This is a genomic window from Shinella sp. HZN7 (assembly GCF_001652565.1).
GTDB classification, from domain to species: Bacteria; Pseudomonadota; Alphaproteobacteria; order Rhizobiales; family Rhizobiaceae; genus Shinella; species Shinella granuli.
Genome location: NZ_CP015736.1, coordinates 1,776,454 through 1,799,677, shown reverse-complemented (window position 1 = coordinate 1,799,677; position 23,224 = coordinate 1,776,454). Strand labels below are relative to the sequence as shown.

The following is a 23,224-nucleotide window of genomic DNA, read 5'->3' as shown; positions in this document are numbered from 1 at the left end:
GCGTTTCTATAGACCGGCAAAAGCCGCTTGTCAGCCTTGCCAAAGCGTCCTGGTCCGGCGATTTTGGCCGCCATGAGACCCGCACTGCTCGATCCGCTCTTCGCTCCCCTCTCCTCGCTCCCGGGCATCGGCCCGAAGCTCGGCGATCTCTTCGCGCGCCTGCTCGGCCAGGAAAGCATCGAGGACTGCCGGGTCATCGACCTCGTCTTCCATTTCCCGCACTCGATCGTCGACCGGCGCAACCAGCCGGGCATCGCCCATGCGCCGCAGGGCGTCATCGTCACCATCACCGGCCGCGTCGACCGCCACCAGCCGCCACCACCGGGCAAATCGAGCCAGCCCTACCGCGTCTTCCTGCACGACGAGACCGGAGAGCTGGCGCTCACCTTCTTCCGCGTCAAGGGCAACTGGCTGGAAAAGGCCCTGCCGATCGACGAGACGGTGGTGGTGAGCGGCAAGGTCGACTGGTTCAACGGCCGTCCCTCCATGGTGCATCCGGACTATATGGCCCGGCTCGGCGAGGCGGACAGCGTGCCGCTGGTCGAGCCCGTGCACGGCCTTACCGCCGGCCTCACCGCGCGCGTGCTGCGCAAGTCGGTGGAGGCGGCCGTCGCGCGCGTGCCGCACCTGCCGGAATGGATCGAGCCGACATTGCTGCAGCGGCAGGGTTTCTCCTCCGCCTTCGACGCCATCCACCGCCTGCACGATCCGCGCGACGAGACGGATCTCGACCCGCAGGCCCCCGCCCGCCGCCGGCTCGCCTATGACGAATTCCTGGCGGGCCAGATCTCGCTCGCTCTGGTGCGCCAGCGCCTGCGCAAGGTCGCGGGACGGCCGGTGATCGCGACCGGCGAACTGAGCCGCCCGGTGATCGATGCCCTGCCCTTCTCGCTGACCGGCAGCCAGCAGGCGGCGATCGCCGAGGTGCTGAAGGACATGGCGGGCGAGCAGCGCATGCTGCGGCTCCTCCAGGGCGATGTCGGCGCGGGCAAGACGGCGGTGGCGCTGATGGCGATGCTGGCGGCCGTCGAATCGGGCGGACAGGCCGTTCTGATGGCGCCGACGGAAATCCTGGCGCGCCAGCATTTCGCCACGCTCTCGCACATGGCGGCGCCGGCTGGCGTCACCATCGACGTCCTGACCGGCCGCACCAAGGGCCGCGAGCGCGACGCCATCTTGGACCGCATCGCCTCCGGCGAGACGCAGATCGTCATCGGCACGCACGCGCTCTTCCAGGACAATGTCGCCTACAGGGACCTCGTGCTCGCCGTGGTGGACGAGCAGCATCGTTTCGGCGTGCACCAGCGCCTGCGGCTGACGGCCAAGGGCATCTCGCCCCACATGCTCGTCATGACCGCGACGCCCATTCCCCGCACGCTGGTGCTCGCCGCCTTCGGCGACATGGACGTGTCGAAGCTCACGGAGAAGCCCGCCGGCCGCAAGCCGATCCAGACGGTCGTCATGCCCCAGGAGCGCATCGGCGACATCGTCGACCGGCTGCGCACGGCGCTTGCCGAGGGCAAGAAGGCCTACTGGATCTGCCCGCTGGTGGAGGAGACGGAAGAGAGCGAGCTGATGTCCGTCGAGGAACGGCATGCAACGCTCGCCAGCGTCTTCGGCGATGCGGCCGGGCTCGTGCACGGGCGGATGAGCGGGCCGGAGAAGGATGCCGCCATGCTCGCCTTCAAGAACGGCGAGACGCGGCTGCTTGTCGCGACGACCGTGGTGGAGGTCGGCGTCGACGTGCCGGATGCCTCCATCATGGTGATCGAACATGCGGAGCGTTTCGGCCTCGCGCAGCTTCACCAGTTGCGGGGGCGCGTCGGGCGCGGCGCGGAGGCGTCGAGCTGCATCCTCATCTACAAGGGGCCGCTCAGCGAGAACGGCCGGGCGCGGCTTTCCATCCTGCGCGAGACGGAGGACGGTTTCCGCATCGCCGAGGAGGACCTGAAGCTGCGCGGCGAAGGCGAGCTTCTGGGCACCCGCCAGTCCGGCACGCCCGGCTTCCTGGTGGCCAGCCTCGAAGCGCATGGCGACCTTCTCGAAATCGCCCGCAAGGACGCCGCCTATGTGCTGGAACGCGATGCGGACCTGACCAGCGAACGCGGCGAAGCGATCCGCACGCTGCTCTATCTCTACCGCCGCGACGAGGCGATCCGGTTCCTGCGCGCCGGCTAGAGTCCAGCCGCAAACGCTCCGGCCACAAAAACGTGATTTCGCCGATATCCGTCGTGAAGGCATACTTCCTCCTGCCTCAGCGAAGAAGGAGAAATGCCATGAAGACAGTTCTCGCAGTCGCAGCAACGCTCGGCCTTTCGGCGTCCGCCGCCTTTGCGGATTGCGCCTGGCACAACAAGGTCAATGCGGAGGTCAAGGTCGACAAGACGATCACCACCGCAAGCGTTACCACCACCCAGAAACAGTCCCGCCTGCCGGCGGAGGAAAGCAAGATCATTCTGGAAGACCAGACGGACGCCGCCGTCACTGAATAGGCTTTTCCGGCCGCCCCTTCGCGGGGCGGCTCGAAGGCTGAACGCCGATATCATGCGCAAACCTGCCCTCCGTCATCCTCGGACTTGACCCGAGGATTCATGCCGCAAAGTGGGGCGTGCCTTGACGCGTGGACCTCGGGTCAAGCCCGAGGATGACGTCGAGGGCGGGGCTGGCTCGCGGCAAACGAACCTCTTTGTCCGTCAGCCCTTCTTCTTGCTCTTCGCCTTGATCTTCTGTTCCTCGCTCTCGACGAGCTGAAGCGGCTTTTCCGGCGGCGTGACGAGGCCGACGGAGATGATGAGCTTTGCGGCGTCCTCCGCGCTCATGTCGAGCGGCACGATCTTCTCCCGCGGCACATAGACAAGCCACCCGGCCGTCGGGAACGGCGTCGGCGGCAGGAAGCAGGCGACCATGTCCTTGCCCATCGCCTTGAACTTCGTCGCGATCTCGCCGCGCGCATCCGTCGCCACGAAGACGATCGCCCAAAGGCCCGGGCTCGGATATTCGATCATCGCCGCCTTGTTGAACGAGGTGCCCTTGTCCTTCAGCACCGTCTCGAAGATCTGCTTCAGGCTCTTGTGCACCGTGCGCACCAGCGGCGTGCGGTTGAACAGCCCGTCGCCGAACTCGACGATGGTGCGGCCGATGAGGTTCTTGCCGAGGAAGCCGACGAGCGTGATCAGCACCAGCGCCGTCAAGAGGCCGAAGCCGGGAATGGCGAACTGGAGGTAGTTTTCCGGGTTGTACTGCGCCGGAATATAGGGCTTCACCCAGCTGTCGGCCCAGCGGATGAAGGTCCAGGTCAACCATATGGTGATGGCGATCGGCGCGCAGATGACGAGGCCGGTCAGGAAATTGTTGCGCAGCCGCATGGCAAGCGACTGCCTCGGGACAAGGTCGGTCATCGGATATCCAGCATCTGGCGAGCGTGGGAGGGCACTCAGCCGTAGAAACCCGGATGATAGGAAACGGTTCCTCCGCCGTAAACCGGTGAAAACGCCACACGCATGAAATAGTCCGGCGGCACGCCGTCGAGCGTCAGCTTCGGATCGGCCGCAAAGCCGAACCGGCCGTAATAGGCGGGATCGCCGAGCAGCACACAGCCCGCCGCACCCAGCGCCTTCAGCCGCTCCAGCCCGTCCTTGACGAGCCTGCCGCCGATGCCCTCGCCCTGGCGGGCCGGATCGACGGAAATCGGGCCGAGGCCGTACCAGCCCGCGCTGCCATCGGAAACCGTGACCGGCGAGAAGGCGACATGGCCGACGATCACGCCGTCCGATTCCATCACCACCGAGAGCGTCAGGGCGCCCGCGGCGCGCAGGCGGTCGATGATGAGGTGTTCGGTGCCGTCGGCATGCGGCGCCGTCCTGAAGGCCGTCTCCGTCAGCGTGCGGATGGCGTCCACGTCGTCGGGTCGTTCCGGGCGCAGAAAGATCATTCGACGGTCACGGATTTGGCGAGGTTGCGCGGCTGGTCGACGTCCGTGCCCATGAAGACGGCGGTGTGGTAGGCGAGAAGCTGGATGGGCAGCGAATAAATCATCGGCGCGATGATCTCGTCGACATTCGGCAGCACGATCGTCGCCATGGTTTCGAGTTTCGAGGCGGCCGCGCCCTTCTCGTCGGTGATAAAGATGATCCGCCCGCCGCGCGCCGCCACTTCCTGCATGTTCGACACGGTCTTCTCGAAGAAGCGGTCATGCGGGGCGATGACGATGACCGGCATGTTCTCGTCGATCAGCGCGATCGGTCCGTGCTTCAGTTCGCCGGCGGCATAGCCCTCGGCGTGGATATAGGAGATTTCCTTGAGCTTCAGCGCGCCTTCCATGGCCAGCGGATAGCTGGTGCCCCGGCCGAGATAGAGCACGTCCTTGCATTTGGAGAGTTCGCGCGACAGTTGCTCGATCGACGGCTGGATGGTGTTGAGCACACCGGCCATGATGCGCGGCATTTCCGCGAGATTGCGCACCAGCGCCTTCTCCTCGGCTTCGCTGATCGTGCCGCGCGCCCGTCCGGCACCGACCGCGAGCGCGGCCAGCACGGCGAGCTGGCAGGTGAAGGCCTTCGTCGAGGCGACGCCGATTTCCGGGCCGGCGAGGATCGGGAAGACGGCATCCGATTCGCGGGCGATCGTCGATTCGCGCGTGTTGACGACCGCGCCGATCTTCAGGCCGTTCTCCTTGCAGTAGCGCAGCGAGGCGAGCGTATCGGCCGTCTCGCCGGACTGCGAGATGAAGAGGGCGGCCGAGGCCGGGTTCAGCGGGATCTCGCGGTAGCGGAATTCCGATGCGACATCGATCTCCACCGGCAGGCGGGCATAGCGCTCGAACCAGTATTTGCCGACGAGGCCGGCGAGATAGGCCGTGCCGCAGGCGGAAATGGCAAGGCTCGGCACCTTGGAGAAATCGATTTCCGAGGCGATCGGCCGTACCGTATGGGCGAGGAAATCGACATAGTGGCTGAGCGCGTGCGAGATCGCTTCCGGCTGCTCATGGATTTCCTTTTCCATGAAGTGCCGATGATTGCCCTTGTCGATGAGATAGGCGGCGGCGGACGAGACCTGGCGCGGCCGCTCGACGCGGTTGCCGTCGATATCGAAGAGAAACGCGCCGTCGCGGCCGATCACCGCCCAGTCGCCGTCGACGAGATAGGTGATCTCGTTGGTGAAGGGGGCAAGCGCGATGGCGTCGGAGCCGAGGAACATCTCGCCGCGGCCTTGGCCGATGGCGAGCGGCGGACCGCTGCGGGCCGCCATGATGGTCGACGGGTCGTCCTCGAAGATCACCGCGAGCGCATAGGCGCCGGTGACGCGGCGCAGCATGGCATGCATCGCCTCGCGCCGGCCAAGGCCGTCGCGGCGGTACTTCGCCACCAGCTGGGCGACGACTTCCGTGTCGGTCTGCGTGGCGAAGGTCGCGCCGCCGGCGATCAGCTCGTCCTTCAGCTCGGAAAAATTCTCGATGATGCCGTTGTGCACGACGGCGACGCCCTCGACGAAATGCGGATGGGCATTGGCCTCCGTCGGCGCGCCATGCGTCGCCCAGCGGGTATGGGCGATGCCGACCGTGCCTGACAGGGGCTCCTCGGCGAGGCGCTTTTCGAGGTTGAAGAGCTTGCCTTCGGCGCGGCGGCGCACCAGCTTGCCCTCGACGATGGTGGCGACGCCGGCGGAATCATAGCCGCGATATTCAAGGCGCTTCAGGGCATCGACGAGACGGCCGGCAACAGGCTGGATTCCGACGATACCGACAATTCCGCACATGGAGCGCTCCGCAGGTTCAATTCGTTCTACTGCATTCGTTTCGTAGTGGTTTTTCGCGGCGGTGCAACACGACCGCACTCACTTTCGATTGCAAGCGTTAACGCGGGCAGCGGCCTATTCTGCGGCCTTCTTCCGTTCGGCCTTGATCGCCTGGTTTCGCTCGCGCACGAGGACGGCCCTGCCCTCCTTGTTCTCCTGCCGGGCCCGGCCGAAGGCGACGGCATCGTCGGGCACGTCGGCGGTGATGACGCTGCCCGAGGCGATATAGGCGCCATCGCCGATCGAAACGGGGGCGACGAGCGACGTATTGGAGCCGATGAAGGCATGCGCGCCGATGCGGGTCAGGTGCTTGTTGATGCCGTCATAGTTACACGTGATGGTGCCTGCACCGATATTCGTCTTTTCGCCGATGATGGCGTCGCCGATATAGGTAAGGTGGTTGACCTTGGCGCCCGCGCCGATCTCCGCCTTCTTCACCTCGCAGAAATTGCCGACCTTGGAATGCGGGCCGAGATTGGCGCCCGGCCGCAGGCGTGCATAGGGGCCGATCTCGGCATCGGCGGAAATATGCGCCCCTTCGATATGCGAGAAGGAATGGATGAGCGCGCCGCTTTCCACGGTGACGCCGGGGCCGAAGAAGACGTTCGGTTCGATGGTCACGTCCTGCGCGATCTCGGTGTCGAAGGAGAGGAAGACGGTCTCCGGCGCGATCATCGACACGCCGGCGAGCATCATTTCGTGGCGGCGGCGCTGCTGCCAGAGCCGCTCGATGACGGCAAGCTCGGCGCGGGTGTTGCAGCCGGTCAGTTCCTCCTCGGGCGCCTCGACGGCGATGGCATGGCTGCCCGCGGCGCGCACCACCTCGACGATGTCGGTGAGGTAATATTCGCCCTTGGCATTGCCGTTGCCGATCCGGCCGATCAGGTCGAGCGCCTTGCGCCCGTCGATCGCCATCAGGCCGCCGTTGCAATAGGTGATGGCGCGTTCGGCTTCGCTGGCGTCCTTCTGCTCGCGAATCGCCAGCAGTTCGCCGTTTTCGACGATCAGGCGGCCGTAGCCGGTCGGATCGGCCGTCTTGAAACCGATGACAACGACGTCGGCGCCTTCCGCAAGCCCTTCGCGCGCCGCCGTCAGCGGCGTTTCGGTGATGAGCGGCGTATCGCCGAAGATGACGAGCACGTCGTCATAGCCTTTGGCGATGGCCTCGCGGGCGGCGAGCACGGCGTGGGCGGTGCCGAGCCGTTCGGTCTGGATATGCACGGAGTTTTCGACCGCCGGATTGCGGGCCGCCGCTTCCACCTTTTCCGCATCGCGGCCGAGCACCAGCGCGATATCCGAAATGCCGGCCCTGGCCAGCGCGTCGACCACATGGGCGATCATCGGCCGGCCGGCCACGGGATGCAGCACTTTCGAGCGGGAGGATTTCATCCGCGTGCTTTCGCCGGCAGCCAGGATGACGGCCAGGCAGGTGCGCTTCGTTGCAGTCATGGGAATCCTCGTTCACCCGAAATAGACGCCGTTCCTTAGCAAAAACGGAACGCAGGAGACAAAGGGATTTCTCAGGCGGGCCGGCAAAGGCCGCCCGACCCCGCCCCTGGACCGAGGCCGTTTCAGCCGGCGCTGCTGCGCAGGCGGCTCTCCGTCAGGAGCCCGTTCTCGTCGAGGATCGGGTAGGCGACCGAGACGAGGTGGGCGTTGACGCGCTTCAGGTCGCGCAGCATGTCGAGATGCAGCGAACTCGTCTGGAGGCTGTCGAGCCGGCCGTCGCGCAGGCGCTCCAGGTGCCGCTCGGAGGACTGCTTCTCCATCCGCCGCACATCCACCTTCACCTCGACGAGCTGGCGCGCCAGCCCCTCGTCCCGCGTGACGAAGATCGTCTGGGCGATGCGCAGGTTCTCGATCGTCAGGTTGAAGAGGTTGGCCAGCTCCTTGTAGCCGTCGTCGGAGAATTTCAGGCCGTTGGCGATCTTCTTGCGCACCTGCTCCTGCAGGCCCTTCTCGATGATGTCGCCGACATGTTCGAGGTTGATCGCATAGTCGATGATGACGATGGAGCGCGCCGCGCTTTCGCCGGTGATGCCCTGCCGGCCGAGGCGCGAGAGGTAGATCTTCACCTCCTGCTGCAGGACGTCGACCTGCCGCTCCAGTTCGCCGACATCCTTCAGCGGCGCCAGGTTGTTGTCGTTGAACGCCCGCATGGTGCGGATCAGCATGGATTCGATGATGTCGCCGACGCGCAGCACCTCGCGCGTTGCGCCGGACAGCGCCACGACCGGGTTCGAAAGCGCGGAATCGTCGAGATATTTCGGCCCCGTCTCCGGCTGCTTTTCTTCCGGCACGAGCTTTTCCATCAACCTGGAAAGCGGGCCGGACAGCGGCCAGAGGATCAACGCCACCACGAGGTTGAACGCAAGGTGCACATCGACGGGAAGCTTGGTGGCCGGAATCGGCAGGAGCGCCAGCAGCTCGGCGACCTGTCCGGCGAAGGGCAGCACGGCAAGGCAGCCGACCCCGCGTACGAGAAGGTTTCCGAGCGTGACGCGCCGGGCCGAAGCCGCCGCCTTCAGCGTGGCGATGACCGGTGGCACGGCGCCGCCGAGATTGGCGCCGAGCACGAGGATGACCGTCAGCGCCGGCGACAGGATGCCCATCGCCGTCAGCGAGAGGATGAGCACGACGACGGCGAGGCTGGAGGAGGAAATGATGGCGAGAACCGTCGAGAAGGCGAGCGCGACGGGCCAGGCGCCGTCGAGCAGCGTCAGGAAGGCGCCGAGCGCGGGCGACTGGCGCATCGGCTCGGTCGCAAGGCTGAGCAGGTGCAGCGACAGCAGCATGAGGCCGATGCCGACCAGCGCGGAGCCGAGGCCCTGCCGGGCCGTGGAACTGCTCGATTTGTAGAAGACGATGCCGACGAGGATGATCAGCGGGGAGATCGATTCGATGCCCGTCGCCACCAGCCAGGCCGTCACCGCCGTGCCGACATTGGCGCCGAGCAGCACGATCTGCGCCATGCGCGCCCTGACGAGGTTGCGTTCGACGAAGGAGGCGATCATCAGCGCCGTGGCCGTCGAGCTCTGCAGCGCGACGGTGGCGACGAAACCGGCGAAGAAGGAGCGGAACGGCCCGCGCGTGCCGAGCGCCAGGCCCGAGCGCAGGCGTACGCCGAAGGCGCGCGTCATGCCGTCCTTCACCTGTGCAAGGCCGAAGAGCAGCAGCGCGACCGCGCCGAAAAGATTGATCATGACGATCGTGGATTCCACGTTCTGTCCTCCTTCCGGCCAGTGAAAACGGGACTCACCGGCCTGATCGCGCATCCGAGCACGAACTTTCCTATCGTGATAGGCCATTTTGGCGGCATTCCGTCAATAATTTCAGAAAACTTTTGTTTGCCGGCAAAATAAATCGGCAACGCCCGACACATTTGCGTCAAGCCGGCTTTTCCCAAGCATTGCACGCCCCGGGCGGACTTCAATTCCCGCGAACTTTCCGTTAAGAGACGATTTCCGGCCGCATGGCCGCCGAGATTGAGGAAATTTAGACGATGCTCGAAGCCCTGAGACGCGCCTCCCATACCTGGGTGGCAAAAGCCCTGCTGATCGTTCTGGTCGGTTCCTTCGCTGTCTGGGGCGTTTCGAGCTCTCTCATCACCGGCTCGGCCAATTCCGTCGTCACGGTCGGCGATGTCAGCGTCTCGCCGACGGATTTCCGCCTGGCCTACGAGCGCCAGGTCGCGACCATGTCGCAGCGCTTCGGCATGCGGCTGAACGCCGAGCAGGTCCGCGCCTTCGGCATCGAGAATCAGGTCTTCGCCGAACTCGTCGCCGGCGCCGCGCTCGACCAGCTGTCGCGCGACATGAATCTCGGCCTTTCCGAAGGCCGTCTCGCCCAGTTGATTGCCGACGATCCGGCCTTCCGCGGCGTCAACGGCCAGTTCGACCGCCTGGCCTTCTCCGCCGTGCTGCGCAATGCGGGCCTTCGCGAGAACGACTACATCAACAACCGCAGCCAGGTGGCGATCCGCGCGCAGGTCGTCGAGGCGGTTTCGGACGGCTACAAGGCCCCGGACGTGCTGACGGCGGCGCTGCGCCAGTACCGCAACGAATCCCGGACCATCGACTATCTCATCCTGAGCAATGCCAATATCGACCCGGTCAAGACGCCGGGCGACGATGTGCTTTCCCCCTGGTTCGAAGAGAACAAGGCCAGGTACCGCGCGCCGGAATACCGCAAGGTCGTCTATGTCTCGCTCGAGCCGAAGGACATCGTCGATACGGCCGCGATCACCGACGAGGCGCTCCGGGCCGATTATGAGAAGAACAGGGAAAAGTACCGCACGCCGGCCACGCGCACGATCGAGCAGCTGACCTTCGCCGACCGCGCGAGCGCGGACGATGCCGCCGCCAGGCTCGCCGCCGGCACGACCTTCGACGCGATCGTCGCCGAACAGGGCAAGACGGCCGCTGACGTCCTGCTCGGCGATTTCACCGAGGCGAACGTTCCGGACCAGAAATTCGCGGAACCCGCCTTCGCCGTTGCCGAAAACGGCGGCACGACGCCGGTCATCGACGGCACCTTCGGCCCGATCATCCTGCGCGTGACGAACATCCGCCCGGAAAACCTCAAGACCTTTGACGAGGTGAAGGAGGAGCTGCGCAACGAGCTGGCGCTGAGCGAGGCCGCCAACGGCATCCTCGCCGTGCACGACCGGCTGGAAGACGCGCGTGCCGAGGGCCTCGCCCTTGCGGAAGCCGCCGCCAAGAACAACCTGAAGGCCGTGACGATCGACGCCATCGACGCCCAGGGCAACGACCAGAAGGGCGAGGAGATCGACGGCCTGCCCGAAAAGGCCGCCCTCATCGCCGAGATCTTCAAGACGGATGTCGGCACGGAAACGCAGCCGATCAATGTCGGCCGCGAGGGCTATGCCTGGTTCGAGGTGCTCGACGTGATCCCGGACCGTGACCGCACGCTCGACGAGGTGCGCGAGCGCGTGATCGCCGACTGGACCGCCGAGCAGCAGCGCCAGACGCTTGCCAGGAAGGCCGAAGAGCTGGCCGAGCGCGTGCGCAAGGGCGGCGACATTGCCGCCATTGCCGGGGAACTCGGCATGGTCGTGGAGAACAAGACCGGCCTCAACCGCGGCGCCCAGGATCCGGTGCTGAGCCCGGCGGCCGTCGCCGCCGCTTTCGCCGGTCCCGTCGGCCATGTCGCCAACACGCCCGGCGTCGATGGCGAGGGCCAGATCCTCCTGAAGGTGACGGACGTGAACGCCGAGACCGCCACCGACGCGCTGTCGGGCGACGAGCAGCAGATCGCCGCCGTTGCCCGCGCCAGCGGCGACGACATCCTCGACCAGATGGTGAGCGCCCTGCAGGCCTCCTACGGCGTCTCGATCAACCGCACGCTCGCCGAGCAGAGCATCGCCCGATAGGGAGACGGGAACCGCATGTCCGACCTGAAACCCTATATCGCCAAGGTCGCCGGGGGCGCGGCGCTGGACCGCGAGGACGCCCGCGGCGCCTTCGAGATCATCATGTCCGGCGCCGCCACGCCCTCGCAGATCGGCGGCTTCCTGATGGCGCTGCGCGTGCGTGGCGAGACCGTCGACGAGATCTACGGCGCCGTCGGCTCGATGCGCGCCCGCATGCTGCCGGTCGATGTTCCCGCCGACGCGATCGACATCGTCGGCACGGGCGGTGATGGCGCCGGCACCTACAACATCTCGACGCTCGCGGCGATCATCGTCGCCGGTGCCGGCGTTCCGGTCGCCAAGCACGGCAACCGGGCACTGAGCTCGAAGTCGGGCACGGCGGACGCCCTCTCCTGCCTCGGCGTCAAGCTGGACATCGGCCCTGCCGAGATCGCCCGCTGCGTGCACGATGCCGGCCTCGGCTTCATGTTCGCCCAGTTGCACCATCCCGCCATGAAGCATGTCGGCCCGTCGCGCGTCGAGCTCGGCACGCGCACGATCTTCAATCTGCTCGGGCCCCTGTCCAACCCCGGCAGCGTCAAGCGCCAGCTTCTCGGCGTCTTCTCGCCGCACTGGCTGCTGCCGATCGCCGAGGTGATGCGCGACCTCGGCTCGGAGAGCATCTGGGTCGTGCATGGCGAAGGCCTCGACGAAATCACCACGACGGGCACCACCCGGGTCGCCGCGCTCGAAGACGGCAAGATCCGCACCTTCGAGCTGACGCCCGCCGATTTCGGCCTGCCCCAGGTGACGCTCGACGACCTGCGCGGCGGTGATGGCGCGCACAATGCCGCCGCGCTCCTCTCCGTGCTCGGCGGCGCGCACATGCCCTACCGGGACATTTCGCTCGCCAATGCCGCGGCCTCGCTGGTCGTCGCCGGCAAGGCGGAAACGCTGAAGGACGGCATGCGCCTTGCCGTCGATGCGCTCGAAAGCGGCCGCGCCCGCACCGTGCTGGAACGCCTTGTCGCGGTTTCCAACGAAGGCCAGGCGGAGTAGGATTGTCCATGACCGATATCCTGAAGAAGATCGAAGCCTACAAGCTGGAGGAGATTGCCGCCGCCAAGACGCGCGTTTCCCCGCCGAGCTTCGCGCCCGCATCCGCGACCAGGAGCCGCCGCGCGGCTTCTTCGCCAGCCTGAAGGCGAAAAAGGCCGAGGGCCGCTTCGGCCTCATCGCCGAGATCAAGAAGGCGAGCCCGTCCAAGGGCCTCATCCGGCCGGATTTCGATCCGCCGGCACTGGCGAAGGCGTATGAGGCCGGCGGTGCCGCCTGCCTTTCCGTGCTCACGGACACGCCGAGCTTCCAGGGCGCACCGGAGTTCCTGACGGCGGCGCGTGCGGCCTGCGCCCTGCCGGCGCTGCGCAAGGATTTCATGTTCGACAGCTACCAGGTGCTGGAGGCCCGCGCCTGGGGTGCCGACTGCATCCTCCTCATCATGGCCTCGCTCAGCGACGACGACGCGAAGATGCTGGAAGACGCCGCCTTCTCGCTCGGCATGGACGTGCTGATCGAGGTGCACGACGCCCCGGAAATGGAGCGCGCGCTGAAGCTCAGGTCCAAGCTCGTCGGCATCAACAACCGCAACCTGCGCACCTTCGAGGTGGATCTCGCCGTGTCGGAAAAGCTCGCCGGCATGGTGCCCGAGGACCGGCTGCTGGTCGGCGAGAGCGGCATCTTCACCCATGCGGATTGCGAACGGCTCGGCAAGGTCGGCATCTCCACCTTCCTCGTCGGCGAAAGCCTGATGCGCAAGGATGACGTGGCGGCGGCGACCCGCGAACTCCTCACCGGCTCGGCCGGCATGCTGGCAGCGGAATGATGGCCGAGGAGGCCCGCACGCTCACCCATATCGGCGCGTCCGGCGAAGCCAGCATGGTGGATGTCGGCGACAAGGCCGAGACGGTGCGCATCGCGGTTGCCGAAGGGTCCATCCGCATGGCGCCGGCAACGCTGGACCTCATCCTCAAGGGTGATGCCAAGAAGGGCGACGTGATCGGCACGGCGCGCCTTGCCGGCATCATGGCCGCCAAGCAGACCGCCAGCCTCATCCCGCTCTGCCATCCCCTGATGCTGACGAAGGTCGCCGTCGATATCCGCGAGGACCGCGCCCTTCCGGGCCTGCGCGTCGAGGCGATGGCCAGGCTCACCGGCCGCACCGGCGTCGAGATGGAGGCGCTGACGGCCGTCAGCGTCGCGTGCCTGACCATCTACGACATGGCGAAAGCCGCGGACCGCGAAATGGAGATAGGCGGCATCCGCCTCGTCGAAAAATCCGGCGGCCGCTCCGGCGACTACCGGCGCGGGGACGCCGGTTGATGGCGGCGCTGCTTCCCGTCGAGGACGCCCTCCACCGCCTGCTTCTGTCCGCCCGTCCGATCCGGCGCACGGAGACGGTCCGGCTGCAGGAGGCCGACGGCCGCGTGCTTGCCGAGGATGTCGCCGCCCGGCTGACGCAGCCGCCCTTCGACAATTCCGCGATGGACGGCTATGCCGTGCGCCACGCGGATATCGCCGCGCTCGGCGCGATCCTGAGGGTCGCAGGCCTCTCCTCCGCCGGCCACGCCTTCGAAGGCACCGCCGGTCCCGGCGAGGCCGTGCGCATCTTCACCGGCGCCCCGCTGCCGGCCTTCGCCGATACCGTGCTGCTGCAGGAAGATGCCGAGGTGCTGGAAGACGGCCGCATCCGCACCACCTTCCTCACGCCGAAAGGCCGCCACATCCGCCCGCGCGGCCAGGATTTTGCCGAAGGCGAGATCGTCCTGAAGGCCGGGGACGTGCTCGATGCCGGCCGCCTGACGGTCGCGGCGGCCATGAACCATGCGGAACTGACCGTCCGTGCCCGCCCGCGCATCGCCCTGCTCGCCACCGGCGACGAGCTCGTGCCGGCAGGTACGCCGCCCGGCGCCAGCCAGATCATCGCCTCCAACACCTACGGCGTCGCGGCCCTCGCCCGCGCGGCCGGCGCCGAGGTGATCGACCTCGGCATCGTCGCCGACGACAAGGAAGCGATGCTGGCGGCCGTGCGCCACGCGCTGACGCTCGGTATCGACGCCCTCGTCACGCTCGGCGGCGCCTCCGTCGGGGATTTCGACCTCGTGAAGCCCGTGCTCGGCGCGGCCGGCATGGATCTCGACTTCTGGCGAATCGCGATGCGCCCGGGCAAGCCCCTGATGGTCGGCCGCCTCGGCGCCGTCCAGGTCATCGGCCTGCCCGGCAATCCCGTTTCGAGCCTCGTCTGCTCCCACCTCTTCCTCGTCCCTCTCGTGCGCCGTCTTGCCCACCTGCCGGCGAAGAGCCTGGAGCATCCGGCCATCACCGTCGTCCCGCTCAAGGAAAACGACCACCGGCAGGATTATGTCCGCGCGCGCATCACCCGCGGCCCCGCCGGCGAACTGCGCGTCACGCCCCTCGAAAAGCAGGATTCCTCCATGATGAAGGCCTTCGCCACCGCCGAAGGCCTCCTCATCCGCCCGCCGCATGCCCCGGCGGCCCCGCGGGCGCGGCCTGCACGGTCCTGCTCCTGCGCGAACCGTCCGCCTGAACGGTATTATTGTTTCAGCAGCCCCTTGCAGAACACATATGGAACAGATAGTGTCTGTTCTGGATTTGTTTCACGATTCTCGGTGGAGGGGCCATGCTCACGCGGAAACAACAGGAACTCCTCCTGTTCATTCATGAACGGATGAAGGAATCCGGCATTCCCCCCTCTTTCGACGAGATGAAGGATGCGCTGGATCTCGCCTCCAAATCCGGCATCCACCGCCTCATCACGGCGCTGGAAGAGCGCGGTTTCATCCGGCGCCTGCCCAACCGGGCCCGCGCGCTGGAGGTGATAAAGCTCCCCGAAGCCTATACGCAGAGCCTGCAGCCGCGCCGCGGCTTCTCGCCGGCCGTCATCGAGGGCAGCCGCGGCAAGCAGCCGCCCGTCGCCGCCCCGCCGCAGCGCACGCCCGTGGCGGAGGTTTCCTCTTCCGTCTCCGTTCCGGTCATGGGCCGCATCGCCGCCGGCGTGCCGATCTCCGCGATCCAGAACAACACCCATGACATCACCGTGCCGGCCGAGATGATCGGCAACGGCGAACACTACGCGCTGGAGGTCAAGGGCGATTCGATGATCGAGGCCGGCATTCTCGACGGCGACACGGTGATCATCCGCACGGCGAGCAGCGCCAATCCCGGCGAGATCATCGTCGCGCTCGTCGACGACGAGGAGGCCACGCTGAAGCGCTTCCGCCGCAAGGGCGCCTCCATCGCGCTCGAAGCGGCAAACCCCGCCTACGAGACCCGCATCTTCGGGCCGGACCGGGTGAAGATCCAGGGCAAGCTGGTCGGCCTCATCCGCCGCTATCACTGATCCCGGGAACAATTCCAGCAGACGTGCCAAGCGGTCCTGCGTCCGGAATTGCGTTAAAACAAAGAGTTGGAGTGTTCTCGCGGTTCGAGGAAAAGCGGAAATGCTCAAGACGGATCGAAGCTGCCGGTGCGCCAGTCATAGGTGCGGTGGCGGGTCCAGGGCCGGTCGAGGCTTTCCACGGCCGGCAGGATGCGCGCTTCGGAGACGGCGCGGGATGTGTCCCCGTCGGCCGGCTGGATTTCGAGGGCGCCGGTTCGCCTCAGGTGGCGCGCCGTCACAAGGCGCGCGCCGGAGCGGCAGGCCTCCAGCCGCAGGGCCAGGGACACGACGACAAGGTCGGCCGCATCGCAGGCCGTGCCCAGGAAGGCGACGTCGTCCAGGGTGACGATCCGCCAGCCGCTCGGCGAGACGGCGGCGCAGAATGCCTTTGCTTCACAGACGAAACCTTTGCCGGTCCGGGCCGCCGCGAGCGCTGAGACCATGGCATCCTTCGCCTTCTGCCGGTCGGCCTTGCGCCGCGGCCGTTTCTGCCCCGCGGTCATGCCGGTGGTTTCGCCGGCGTCCTCGAGGGTCAGTCCGGCGCTCCTGCGGATCTCCGGTTTCGTGAGATCGCCGAGCCGGAGGGCGCGCCGCCACTGGGCATAGATGAAGTCCGGCGGTCTCGCCCGGTTGGTCGCGACGGTTTCGCCGCGAAGGATGGCGACGAGGCGGCCGTCCTCGGACACCAGCACTTCCGGCGTGGCGCTTGCGACCGGAAAGCAGGCAAGCGCGAGGCCGAGACCGACAAGCAGCGTTCCGGCATGGCGCAGCCGCGTGCGCAGGATGCAGACAAGCCCGCCGCCGAGGCCGACCAGCAGGAACGCGGCCGGCGGAATGCGGCCGGTGACGATCTCGCCCTTCCAGCCTGCAACCCATGTCGACAGCGCGATCATCCAGTCGATGCCCTTGCCCATAATCGCGAAGGGCACGGCATCGAGGCCGAAGGGCATCAGCAGCACGGCGATGAGGCCGAAGGGCATGACGACGGCGCTGATGACGGGCATGGCAAGCAGGTTGCCGGCAAGTCCATAGGCCGGAATGCGATGGAAATGGCCGATGGAATAGATCAGCGTCGAGAACCCGCCGATCAGCGAGGACAGCATGAGCCCGCCGAAGAAGCGCCCGAGCGCGCCGCCGAACAGTTTCAGGCGCTCTCCCCCGCCCTCCCGGCGGACCGGACGCTCGCGCCAGGCCGCATAGCCGGCGACGAGACCGAGCGTTGCGGCATAGGACATCTGGAACCCCGGATTGGTGACGGCAGAGGGTGTCACGGCAAGGATGAGGATCGCCGAGAGCGCCACATTGCGCAGGCTTATCGCCGCGCGGCCGAACAGCACCGCCACCAGCATGATGCAGATCATGATCCAGGAGCGCACCGCGGAGATCGCGCCGCCCGAAACGAGGATGTAGAGCGTGACCATGACGAGCGCGCCGGCAGCGGCGATCTTCTTGGCGGGGTAACGCTCGGAGAACCCCGGGACGAGCGCCATCAGGACACGCGCGCCGACGAGGAAGGTGCCGGCGGCAAGCACCATGTTGAGCCCGGAAATGGCGAGCACATGGGCAAGGCCCGCCTGCCGCAGCGCCTCCACCGTCTGCGCGCCGATCGCCCGCTGCTCGGCCGTCACCAGCGCCGCGGCGATCGCGCCGGCATCGCCGCCGATCCGGCCGCGGATATGCTCGGTGAGGTTGTTGCGCCAGGTCGCGATCTCCTGCCGGATCCGCCCCTCCAATCCCGGCCCGGCCACCGCAATCGCGGTCGGCGCGCGATAGAAATAGCCGACAGCGCCGGTGCCGGCGAAATAGGCATCGAAGGCGAAGTCGTTGAGGCCGGACAGCGCCGGGCCGGAGGGCGGCCCGAGCCGCGCCCGCCCGGTTATGCCGCCGCCGATCGGGATCGGCGTGTGCCGGCTGCGGGCCAGGAGCGTCACCATGCCGGGCGGCCGCTTCAGCACCGGGTCGCGCGTCGCCTCCAGTGCGATGCGGTAGCGGATCGCACCCCGCTCGTCGCTTTCGCGCGCCAGCACCCGCCCGCTGATCTCGGTGGTGACAGGCGCGTCGAGCAGGACCGTTGCGAGCCGGGCGCTTTCGAGCGCCGCCAGCAGCATGCCCACTGGAACGAGCAGCGCGGCGCCGGCCGCAAGCGCGATCCAGTCCTCGCGATGGCGAAGGCGCCAGGCCGGCCAGAGCGCGAGCGCAATGACGAAAAGCGTGGTGGCAAGCGGCGGATCGGTGGCGGCGGCGAACCAGAGCGCCGCCCCCGCGCCGAGGAAGACCGGAACGAAAAGGAAGAAGTGGCCATGCGCCCTTTCTTCGGCGAATGCGGCCGCGCTTGGCTGCTTGGCAGCCACCGCAGCCTTGAAGCGCCCCGCTGCCCGCCGCAGTGTGGCCAGCGCTCCCCGGCGCACGGGATCGCGAACCGGGGCGCGCGGGACGGCGGCGTCATCGGGCGCCACCCGCCAGGCATCGGCCTCGGGCATTTCCCGCCGTTCCGCGACGCCGACCTTCTCCATGACCCCGGCCCCACCCGTTCCCGTCCCATTGTGCAACCGAACGGAAAAATCTTCAATCAACAGTAGGCGCGGAAAATGCTAAGCCAGGCAGAAAGGATGCCCCCTCCATATCTCGCGAAACACGCGTAAAAGTTGCTTGAAACTTGCGGGAAAGGGTAGATATTGCGTTGCCGGAAAGCCCATTTCCGCAATGCACAATTTGCCTTTCGTCTCGCTTGGCAGTCAGGTGCAAATGGGCTAGCAAAACGAGCATGTTCATGGTTCCGGCACAACCTCGTGCCGCCATTGGAAACAACGGAGGATCGTTATGACAGGAACAAGCGCGGATGTATCGATCGGTGGCAAGACAATCGAGTTGCCGACGCGATCCGGTACGATCGGCCCCGATGTGATCGACATCGGCACGCTGTACAAGAATACAGGCGCCTTCACCTACGATCCCGGGTTCACCTCCACCGCCTCCTGCGAATCGAAGATCACCTATATCGACGGCGATGAAGGCGTCCTGCTGCACCGCGGCTACCCCATCGAGCAGCTGGCCGAACACGGCGACTTCCTCGAAGTCTGCTATCTCCTGCTGTACGGCGAACTGCCGACCAAGTCGCAGAAGGACGATTTCGACTATCGCGTCACGCACCACACCATGGTGCACGAACAGATGTCGAAGTTCTTCACCGGTTTCCGCCGCGACGCCCACCCGATGGCCGTCATGTGCGGCGTCGTGGGCGCGCTGTCGGCCTTCTACCACGACTCGACCGACATCACCGATCCGCATCAGCGCATGGTCGCCTCGCTGCGCATGATCGCCAAGATGCCGACGATCGCCGCCATGGCCTACAAATACCATATCGGCCAGCCCTTCGTTTACCCGAAGAACGACCTCGACTACGCGTCGAACTTCCTGCGCATGTGTTTCGCCGTGCCGTGTGAAGACTATGTGGTGAACCCGGTGCTGTCGCGCGCCATGGACCGCATCTTCATCCTGCACGCCGACCATGAGCAGAACGCCTCCACCTCGACGGTCCGCCTCGCCGGTTCCTCCGGCGCCAACCCCTTCGCCTGCATCGCCGCCGGCATCGCCTGCCTCTGGGGCCCCGCCCATGGCGGCGCGAACGAGGCCGCGCTCAACATGCTGGCCGAGATCGGCTCCGTCGAGCGCATCCCGGAATATGTCGCCAAGGCCAAGGACAAGAACGATCCGTTCCGCCTGATGGGCTTCGGCCATCGCGTCTACAAGAACTACGACCCGCGCGCCCGCATCATGCAGAAGACGACGCACGAGGTTCTCGGCGAACTCGGCATCAAGGACGATCCGATGCTGGAAGTCGCCATGGAACTGGAGCGCATCGCGCTGACGGACGAGTATTTCATCGAGAAGAAGCTCTATCCGAACATCGACTTCTACTCCGGCATCACGCTGAAGGCGCTGGGCTTCCCCACCACCATGTTCACCGTGCTCTTCGCGCTCGCCCGCACGGTCGGCTGGATCGCCCAGTGGAACGAGATGATCGAAGACCCGGAACAGCGCATCGGCCGTCCGCGCCAGCTCTATATCGGCGCCCCGAAGCGGGACTACCTGCCGGTCTCCAAGCGCTGAGGCGAGAGCTACCCATGAAAAAGGCCCGGCTGCGGATGCAGCCGGGCCTTTTCCTTGATGTGAACCGCGCCTCAGTCGACGAAGACCTCGCGGCGCAGCATTTCCCAGCTCTCCTTGTCCGGCGCGACCAGGAGGCCGCCCTCGACATGGTGCGGCTTGTAGGCCGAACCGTCGAAGCGCGCGGCATAGGCGCCGGCCTCCTCCGCGATCAGCGTGCCGGCGAGGTGATCCCAGGGCATCAGCTTGTTGTACATCAGGTAATGCAGGTGACCGCCGGCAAGGGTGCGGTATTCGTGCGCCGCGCAGCGATAGTTGGAGACGAAGGCGACCTTGGCGAGGTTCGACAGGATGCGGGCGCGGCGCGCCCGGTCGAGGAAGCTGGTCGAGGCCATGCCGGTCATCGCTTCGAGCGGCGCGCCGCCGCGCGTCTTCAGCCGCACGGCCGGGCGGTGGTCACCGGTCTGCCAGGCGCCGCCGCCCTTTTCCGCCATGACGAAATCATCGCCCATCGGGTCGTAGATGATGCCGCCGACCGTCTCGCCGCCGGAGACGATCGCCGCCATGACGCCGAAGAGCGGCACGCCGGCGGCGAAGTTGAAGGTGCCGTCGATCGGGTCGACGACGATCGCGACATCCGCATCCTTGAGCTTCGGCAAGAGCGCCGGATCGGCCGCCACCGATTCCTCGCCGACGAAGAGAACGCCCGGAAACTGCGCCTTCACTTCGCGGCTGATGAAGCGTTCGGCCGCCTCGTCGGCTTCCGTCACCAGGTCGTTGGCGTCCGCCTTGGTGCGGATGTCGCCCTTGGCGAGCGCGCGGAAGCGCGGGCGGATTTCCGCCTCCGCCGCCTGTGCAAGCACGAGGGCGAGGGCATTGATGTCAATCGTCGTCATGGGGCCTTACCGTTTCGAGGGAGGAGAAATCGAAAAGCTTCGGGTCGAGAAGATGGGAGGGGTTGGTGTGGCCGAGCGCGCGCAGCATGGCGTCCTTGCGGCCCGGCATGCGCGTCTCGATATCCGCCAGCATCGCCTTCATCGCATTGCGCTGGAGGCCGTCCTGCGAGCCGCAGAGGTCGCAGGGGATGATCGGGAACCGCATGGCGACGGCGAATTTGGCAAGATCGTCCTCCGCCGCATAGGCGAGCGGACGCAGCACCATGAGGTCGCCCTCGTCGTTCAGAAGCTTCGGCGGCATGGCGGCAAGCCGCCCGCCATGGAAGAAGTTCATGAAGAAGGTTTCGAGAATATCCTCGCGATGGTGGCCGAGCACCAGCGCATCGCAGCCCTCCTCCCGGGCGATGCGATAGAGATTGCCGCGCCTGAGGCGCGAGCAGAGCGAACAATAGGTCGCCCCCGACGGCACCTTCTCCTTCACGATGGAATAGGTGTCGCGGTATTCGATCCGGTGCCTGACGCCGATGGATTTCAGGTAATCCGGCAGGATGTGCTTCGGGAAATTCGGCTGGCCCTGGTCGAGATTGCAGGCGACGAGCTCCACCGGCAAAAGGCCGCGCCATTGCAGGTCCATCAGCAGGGCGAGCAGGCCGTAGCTGTCCTTGCCGCCCGAAAGGCCGACGAGCCAGCGCCTCTGGCCCTTCAGCATCGCGAAATCGTCCATCGCCTGCCGGACCTGCCTGAGCAGGCGCTTGCGCAGCTTGTTGAAGGAGACGCTGGAAGGCGCATCCGCAAAGAGCGGATGGCGGCCGGCATCCGGTGCGTCGTCGTCGGTATCAGCAAAGGCCAAGGTCATGGGCCTGCAATGCCCCGAACCGGCCGCACAATCAAGCCCCGAACACCGACCAGCCGGTGCGCGCCGCCAGCATTTCCAGCGCCAGAGAGCCGATCAGCGAATTGCCGTTCTCGTTGAGCCCCGGCGACCAGACGGCGACCGAGGCCTTTCCGGGCGCAACGGCCAGGATCCCGCCGCCGACGCCGCTCTTGCCCGGCAGGCCGACGCGGTAGGCGAAGTCGCCCGAGCCGTCATAATGGCCGCAGGTCAGCATGAGTGCGTTGATACGCCGCGCCCGAAGATGCGAGACGACGCGGTGGCCGGTCAGCGGATTGGTGCCGTTGTTGGCAAGGAACAGCCCCGCCTTGGCGAGCTGCCGGCAGCTCATCGCCAGCGCGCACTGATGGAAATAGACGCCGAGCACCAGTTCGGCCGCATGGTCGAGCTTGCCGAAGGAGCGCATGAAATTGGCCAGCGCGACGTTTCGGAAGCCCGTCGCCTGCTCCGAGCGCGCCACGGCCTGGTCGATGATGATGTCGTCCTCGTCCGCGAGATAACGCAGGAACCGCACGATCTCGCCGATCGCCTCCTTCGGCGTATGGCCGGCGAGCACGAGGTCGGTGATGGCGATGGCGCCCGCATTGATGAAGGGATTGCGCGGAATGCCGCCCTCGTGCTCGAGCTGGACGATGGAGTTGAAGGCCGAGCCCGACGGCTCGCGCCCCACACGCTTCCAGATCGCCTCGCCATGCTTGCCGAGGGCGAGCGTGAGGGTGAAGACCTTGGAAATGCTCTGGATGGAAAAGGCCTCGTCCGCGTCGCCGGCAAGATGCACCGCGCCATCGACCGTCACCACGGCGATGCCGAACTTTTTGGGATCCACATGGGCAAGCTGCGGAATGTAGTCCGCCACCCTGCCCTCGCCGCATCGTGGCGACAGGTTCGCGTGGATCTCCTCGACAATGCCCTGCAAGTCCGTCATCCCGTTCCCCCGAAACGAAAAAGCCGCCAATCTCTTGGCGGCTTTTCCGGATTGCGCAAGGTGTCGCCCGCGAATTAACGCGAGTAGAATTCGACGACCAGGTGCGGTTCCATGACGACGGCATAGGGCACGTCGGAGAGAATCGGAACGCGAACGAAGGTCGCGGTCATCTTGTTGTGGTCGGCTTCGATATAGTCCGGAACGTCGCGTTCAGCGAGGCCCACGGATTCGAGAACCGTGACGAGCTGCTTGGACTTTTCCTTGACTTCGATGACGTCGCCCGGCTTGCAACGGTAGGAACCGATGTTGACGCGCACGCCGTTGACCTTGACGTGGCCGTGGTTGACGAACTGACGGGCAGCGAAGACCGTCGGAACGAACTTGGCGCGGTAGACGATCGCGTCGAGGCGCGATTCGAGCAGGCCGATCAGGTTTTCCGGGGTGTCGCCCTTGCGGCGCTCGGCTTCGGCGAAGATCGCGCGGAACTGCTTCTCGCGGATGTCGCCATAGTAGCCCTTCAGCTTCTGCTTGGCGCGGAGTTGGACACCGAAGTCCGAAAGCTTGGACTTGCGGCGCTGGCCGTGCTGGCCCGGGCCGTATTCGCGGCGGTTGACCGGGGACTTCGGACGGCCCCAGATGTTCTCGCCCATGCGGCGGTCGATTTTGTACTTGGATGCAGCGCGCTTGCTCATCGCATTTCCTCTTGGTCTTGTTATGCCGGGCCGTTGCCGGACCGGCTGAAGGAAACACGCCCTCCTCTGAACCTTTCGGGTTCCGACAGGCT

At 66.3% G+C, this 23,224-nt stretch carries 17 protein-coding genes and 2 pseudogenes; 9 read left to right on the top strand and 10 right to left on the bottom strand.

Annotated features, from left to right (window positions below):
• The first annotated feature begins 72 nt into the window (after positions 1–72).
• Both recG and shn_RS08705 read left to right on the top strand, forming a co-directional pair.
• Positions 73–2,178 (top strand): ATP-dependent DNA helicase RecG, encoded by a 2,106-nt coding sequence (recG, locus tag shn_RS08710; protein WP_064330039.1) that lies wholly within the window; start codon positions 73–75, stop codon positions 2,176–2,178.
• Between the two features lie 98 nt (positions 2,179–2,276).
• Complete coding sequence (locus tag shn_RS08705) at positions 2,277–2,492, top strand: hypothetical protein (protein ID WP_064330038.1); 216 nt, start codon at positions 2,277–2,279, stop codon at positions 2,490–2,492.
• Between the two features lie 201 nt (positions 2,493–2,693).
• Here the strand turns inward: shn_RS08705 and shn_RS08700 are convergent, their stop codons facing one another.
• The 5 genes from shn_RS08700 to shn_RS08680 form a co-directional block, all read right to left on the bottom strand.
• On the bottom strand, positions 2,694–3,398 hold the full coding sequence (locus tag shn_RS08700; protein WP_064330037.1) for a DUF502 domain-containing protein: 705 nt from the start codon (positions 3,396–3,398) through the stop codon (positions 2,694–2,696).
• A gap of 35 nt (positions 3,399–3,433) precedes the next feature.
• Entirely contained in the window at positions 3,434–3,928 is a 495-nt protein-coding gene (locus shn_RS08695; RefSeq protein WP_206362214.1) for a GNAT family N-acetyltransferase, read from the bottom strand.
• Positions 3,928–5,754: a glutamine--fructose-6-phosphate transaminase (isomerizing) gene (gene glmS, locus shn_RS08690; RefSeq protein WP_064330035.1), complete on the bottom strand. Its 1,827-nt coding sequence runs from the start codon at positions 5,752–5,754 to the stop codon at positions 3,928–3,930. The genes shn_RS08695 and glmS overlap by 1 nt, the downstream gene beginning before the upstream one ends.
• A gap of 114 nt (positions 5,755–5,868) precedes the next feature.
• The gene (gene glmU / locus shn_RS08685; RefSeq protein ID WP_064330034.1) at positions 5,869–7,242 is read right to left on the bottom strand and encodes a bifunctional UDP-N-acetylglucosamine diphosphorylase/glucosamine-1-phosphate N-acetyltransferase GlmU; all 1,374 of its coding nucleotides are present in this window, start codon (positions 7,240–7,242) and stop codon (positions 5,869–5,871) included.
• 122 nt (positions 7,243–7,364) lie between these two features.
• Positions 7,365–9,014 (bottom strand): Na/Pi cotransporter family protein, encoded by a 1,650-nt coding sequence (locus shn_RS08680; protein WP_064330033.1) that lies wholly within the window; start codon positions 9,012–9,014, stop codon positions 7,365–7,367.
• Positions 9,015–9,295: 281 nt separating this feature from the next.
• Between shn_RS08680 and shn_RS08675 the strand changes: the two genes are divergently transcribed.
• From shn_RS08675 to lexA, 6 genes and pseudogenes are all read left to right on the top strand, one after another.
• Positions 9,296–11,185 carry a peptidylprolyl isomerase gene (locus tag shn_RS08675; RefSeq protein WP_064330032.1) on the top strand — a complete coding sequence of 630 codons (1,890 nt, stop codon included), beginning with the start codon at positions 9,296–9,298 and terminating at the stop codon, positions 11,183–11,185.
• A 15-nt stretch (positions 11,186–11,200) separates the two neighbouring features.
• Complete coding sequence (gene trpD, locus shn_RS08670) at positions 11,201–12,223, top strand: anthranilate phosphoribosyltransferase (protein WP_064330031.1); 1,023 nt, start codon at positions 11,201–11,203, stop codon at positions 12,221–12,223.
• 8 nt (positions 12,224–12,231) lie between these two features.
• Positions 12,232–13,046, top strand: a pseudogene (gene trpC / locus shn_RS08665) (indole-3-glycerol phosphate synthase TrpC).
• Positions 13,046–13,543 (top strand): cyclic pyranopterin monophosphate synthase MoaC, encoded by a 498-nt coding sequence (gene moaC / locus shn_RS08660; RefSeq protein WP_064330030.1) that lies wholly within the window; start codon positions 13,046–13,048, stop codon positions 13,541–13,543. The pseudogene trpC and the gene moaC overlap by 1 nt, the downstream one beginning before the upstream one ends.
• Positions 13,543–14,768: pseudogene (gene glp, locus shn_RS08655) on the top strand (gephyrin-like molybdotransferase Glp). Before moaC ends, glp begins: the two are co-directional and overlap by 1 nt.
• A gap of 93 nt (positions 14,769–14,861) precedes the next feature.
• Positions 14,862–15,581 carry a transcriptional repressor LexA gene (lexA, locus tag shn_RS08650; protein WP_064330029.1) on the top strand — a complete coding sequence of 240 codons (720 nt, stop codon included), beginning with the start codon at positions 14,862–14,864 and terminating at the stop codon, positions 15,579–15,581.
• Between the two features lie 104 nt (positions 15,582–15,685).
• Here lexA and shn_RS08645 read toward each other — a convergent pair whose 3' ends face one another.
• A complete protein-coding gene (locus tag shn_RS08645; protein ID WP_245337379.1) occupies positions 15,686–18,133 on the bottom strand; it encodes a ComEC/Rec2 family competence protein in 2,448 nt (815 codons plus the stop codon).
• Positions 18,134–18,440: 307 nt separating this feature from the next.
• Between shn_RS08645 and gltA the strand changes: the two genes are divergently transcribed.
• Positions 18,441–19,730, top strand: coding sequence for a citrate synthase (gene gltA / locus shn_RS08640; protein WP_064330028.1), 1,290 nt, complete (start codon positions 18,441–18,443; stop codon positions 19,728–19,730).
• 71 nt (positions 19,731–19,801) lie between these two features.
• Here gltA and shn_RS08635 read toward each other — a convergent pair whose 3' ends face one another.
• The 4 genes from shn_RS08635 to rpsD form a co-directional block, all read right to left on the bottom strand.
• Positions 19,802–20,623 carry an inositol monophosphatase gene (locus tag shn_RS08635; RefSeq protein WP_064330027.1) on the bottom strand — a complete coding sequence of 274 codons (822 nt, stop codon included), beginning with the start codon at positions 20,621–20,623 and terminating at the stop codon, positions 19,802–19,804.
• Positions 20,610–21,479, bottom strand: coding sequence for a tRNA 2-thiocytidine(32) synthetase TtcA (gene ttcA, locus shn_RS08630; RefSeq protein WP_064330026.1), 870 nt, complete (start codon positions 21,477–21,479; stop codon positions 20,610–20,612). Before ttcA ends, shn_RS08635 begins: the two co-directional genes overlap by 14 nt.
• A gap of 31 nt (positions 21,480–21,510) precedes the next feature.
• Positions 21,511–22,440 carry a glutaminase gene (locus shn_RS08625; RefSeq protein ID WP_064330025.1) on the bottom strand — a complete coding sequence of 310 codons (930 nt, stop codon included), beginning with the start codon at positions 22,438–22,440 and terminating at the stop codon, positions 21,511–21,513.
• A gap of 74 nt (positions 22,441–22,514) precedes the next feature.
• Positions 22,515–23,132 carry a 30S ribosomal protein S4 gene (rpsD, locus tag shn_RS08620; RefSeq protein ID WP_064330024.1) on the bottom strand — a complete coding sequence of 206 codons (618 nt, stop codon included), beginning with the start codon at positions 23,130–23,132 and terminating at the stop codon, positions 22,515–22,517.
• Positions 23,133–23,224 lie beyond the last annotated feature (92 nt).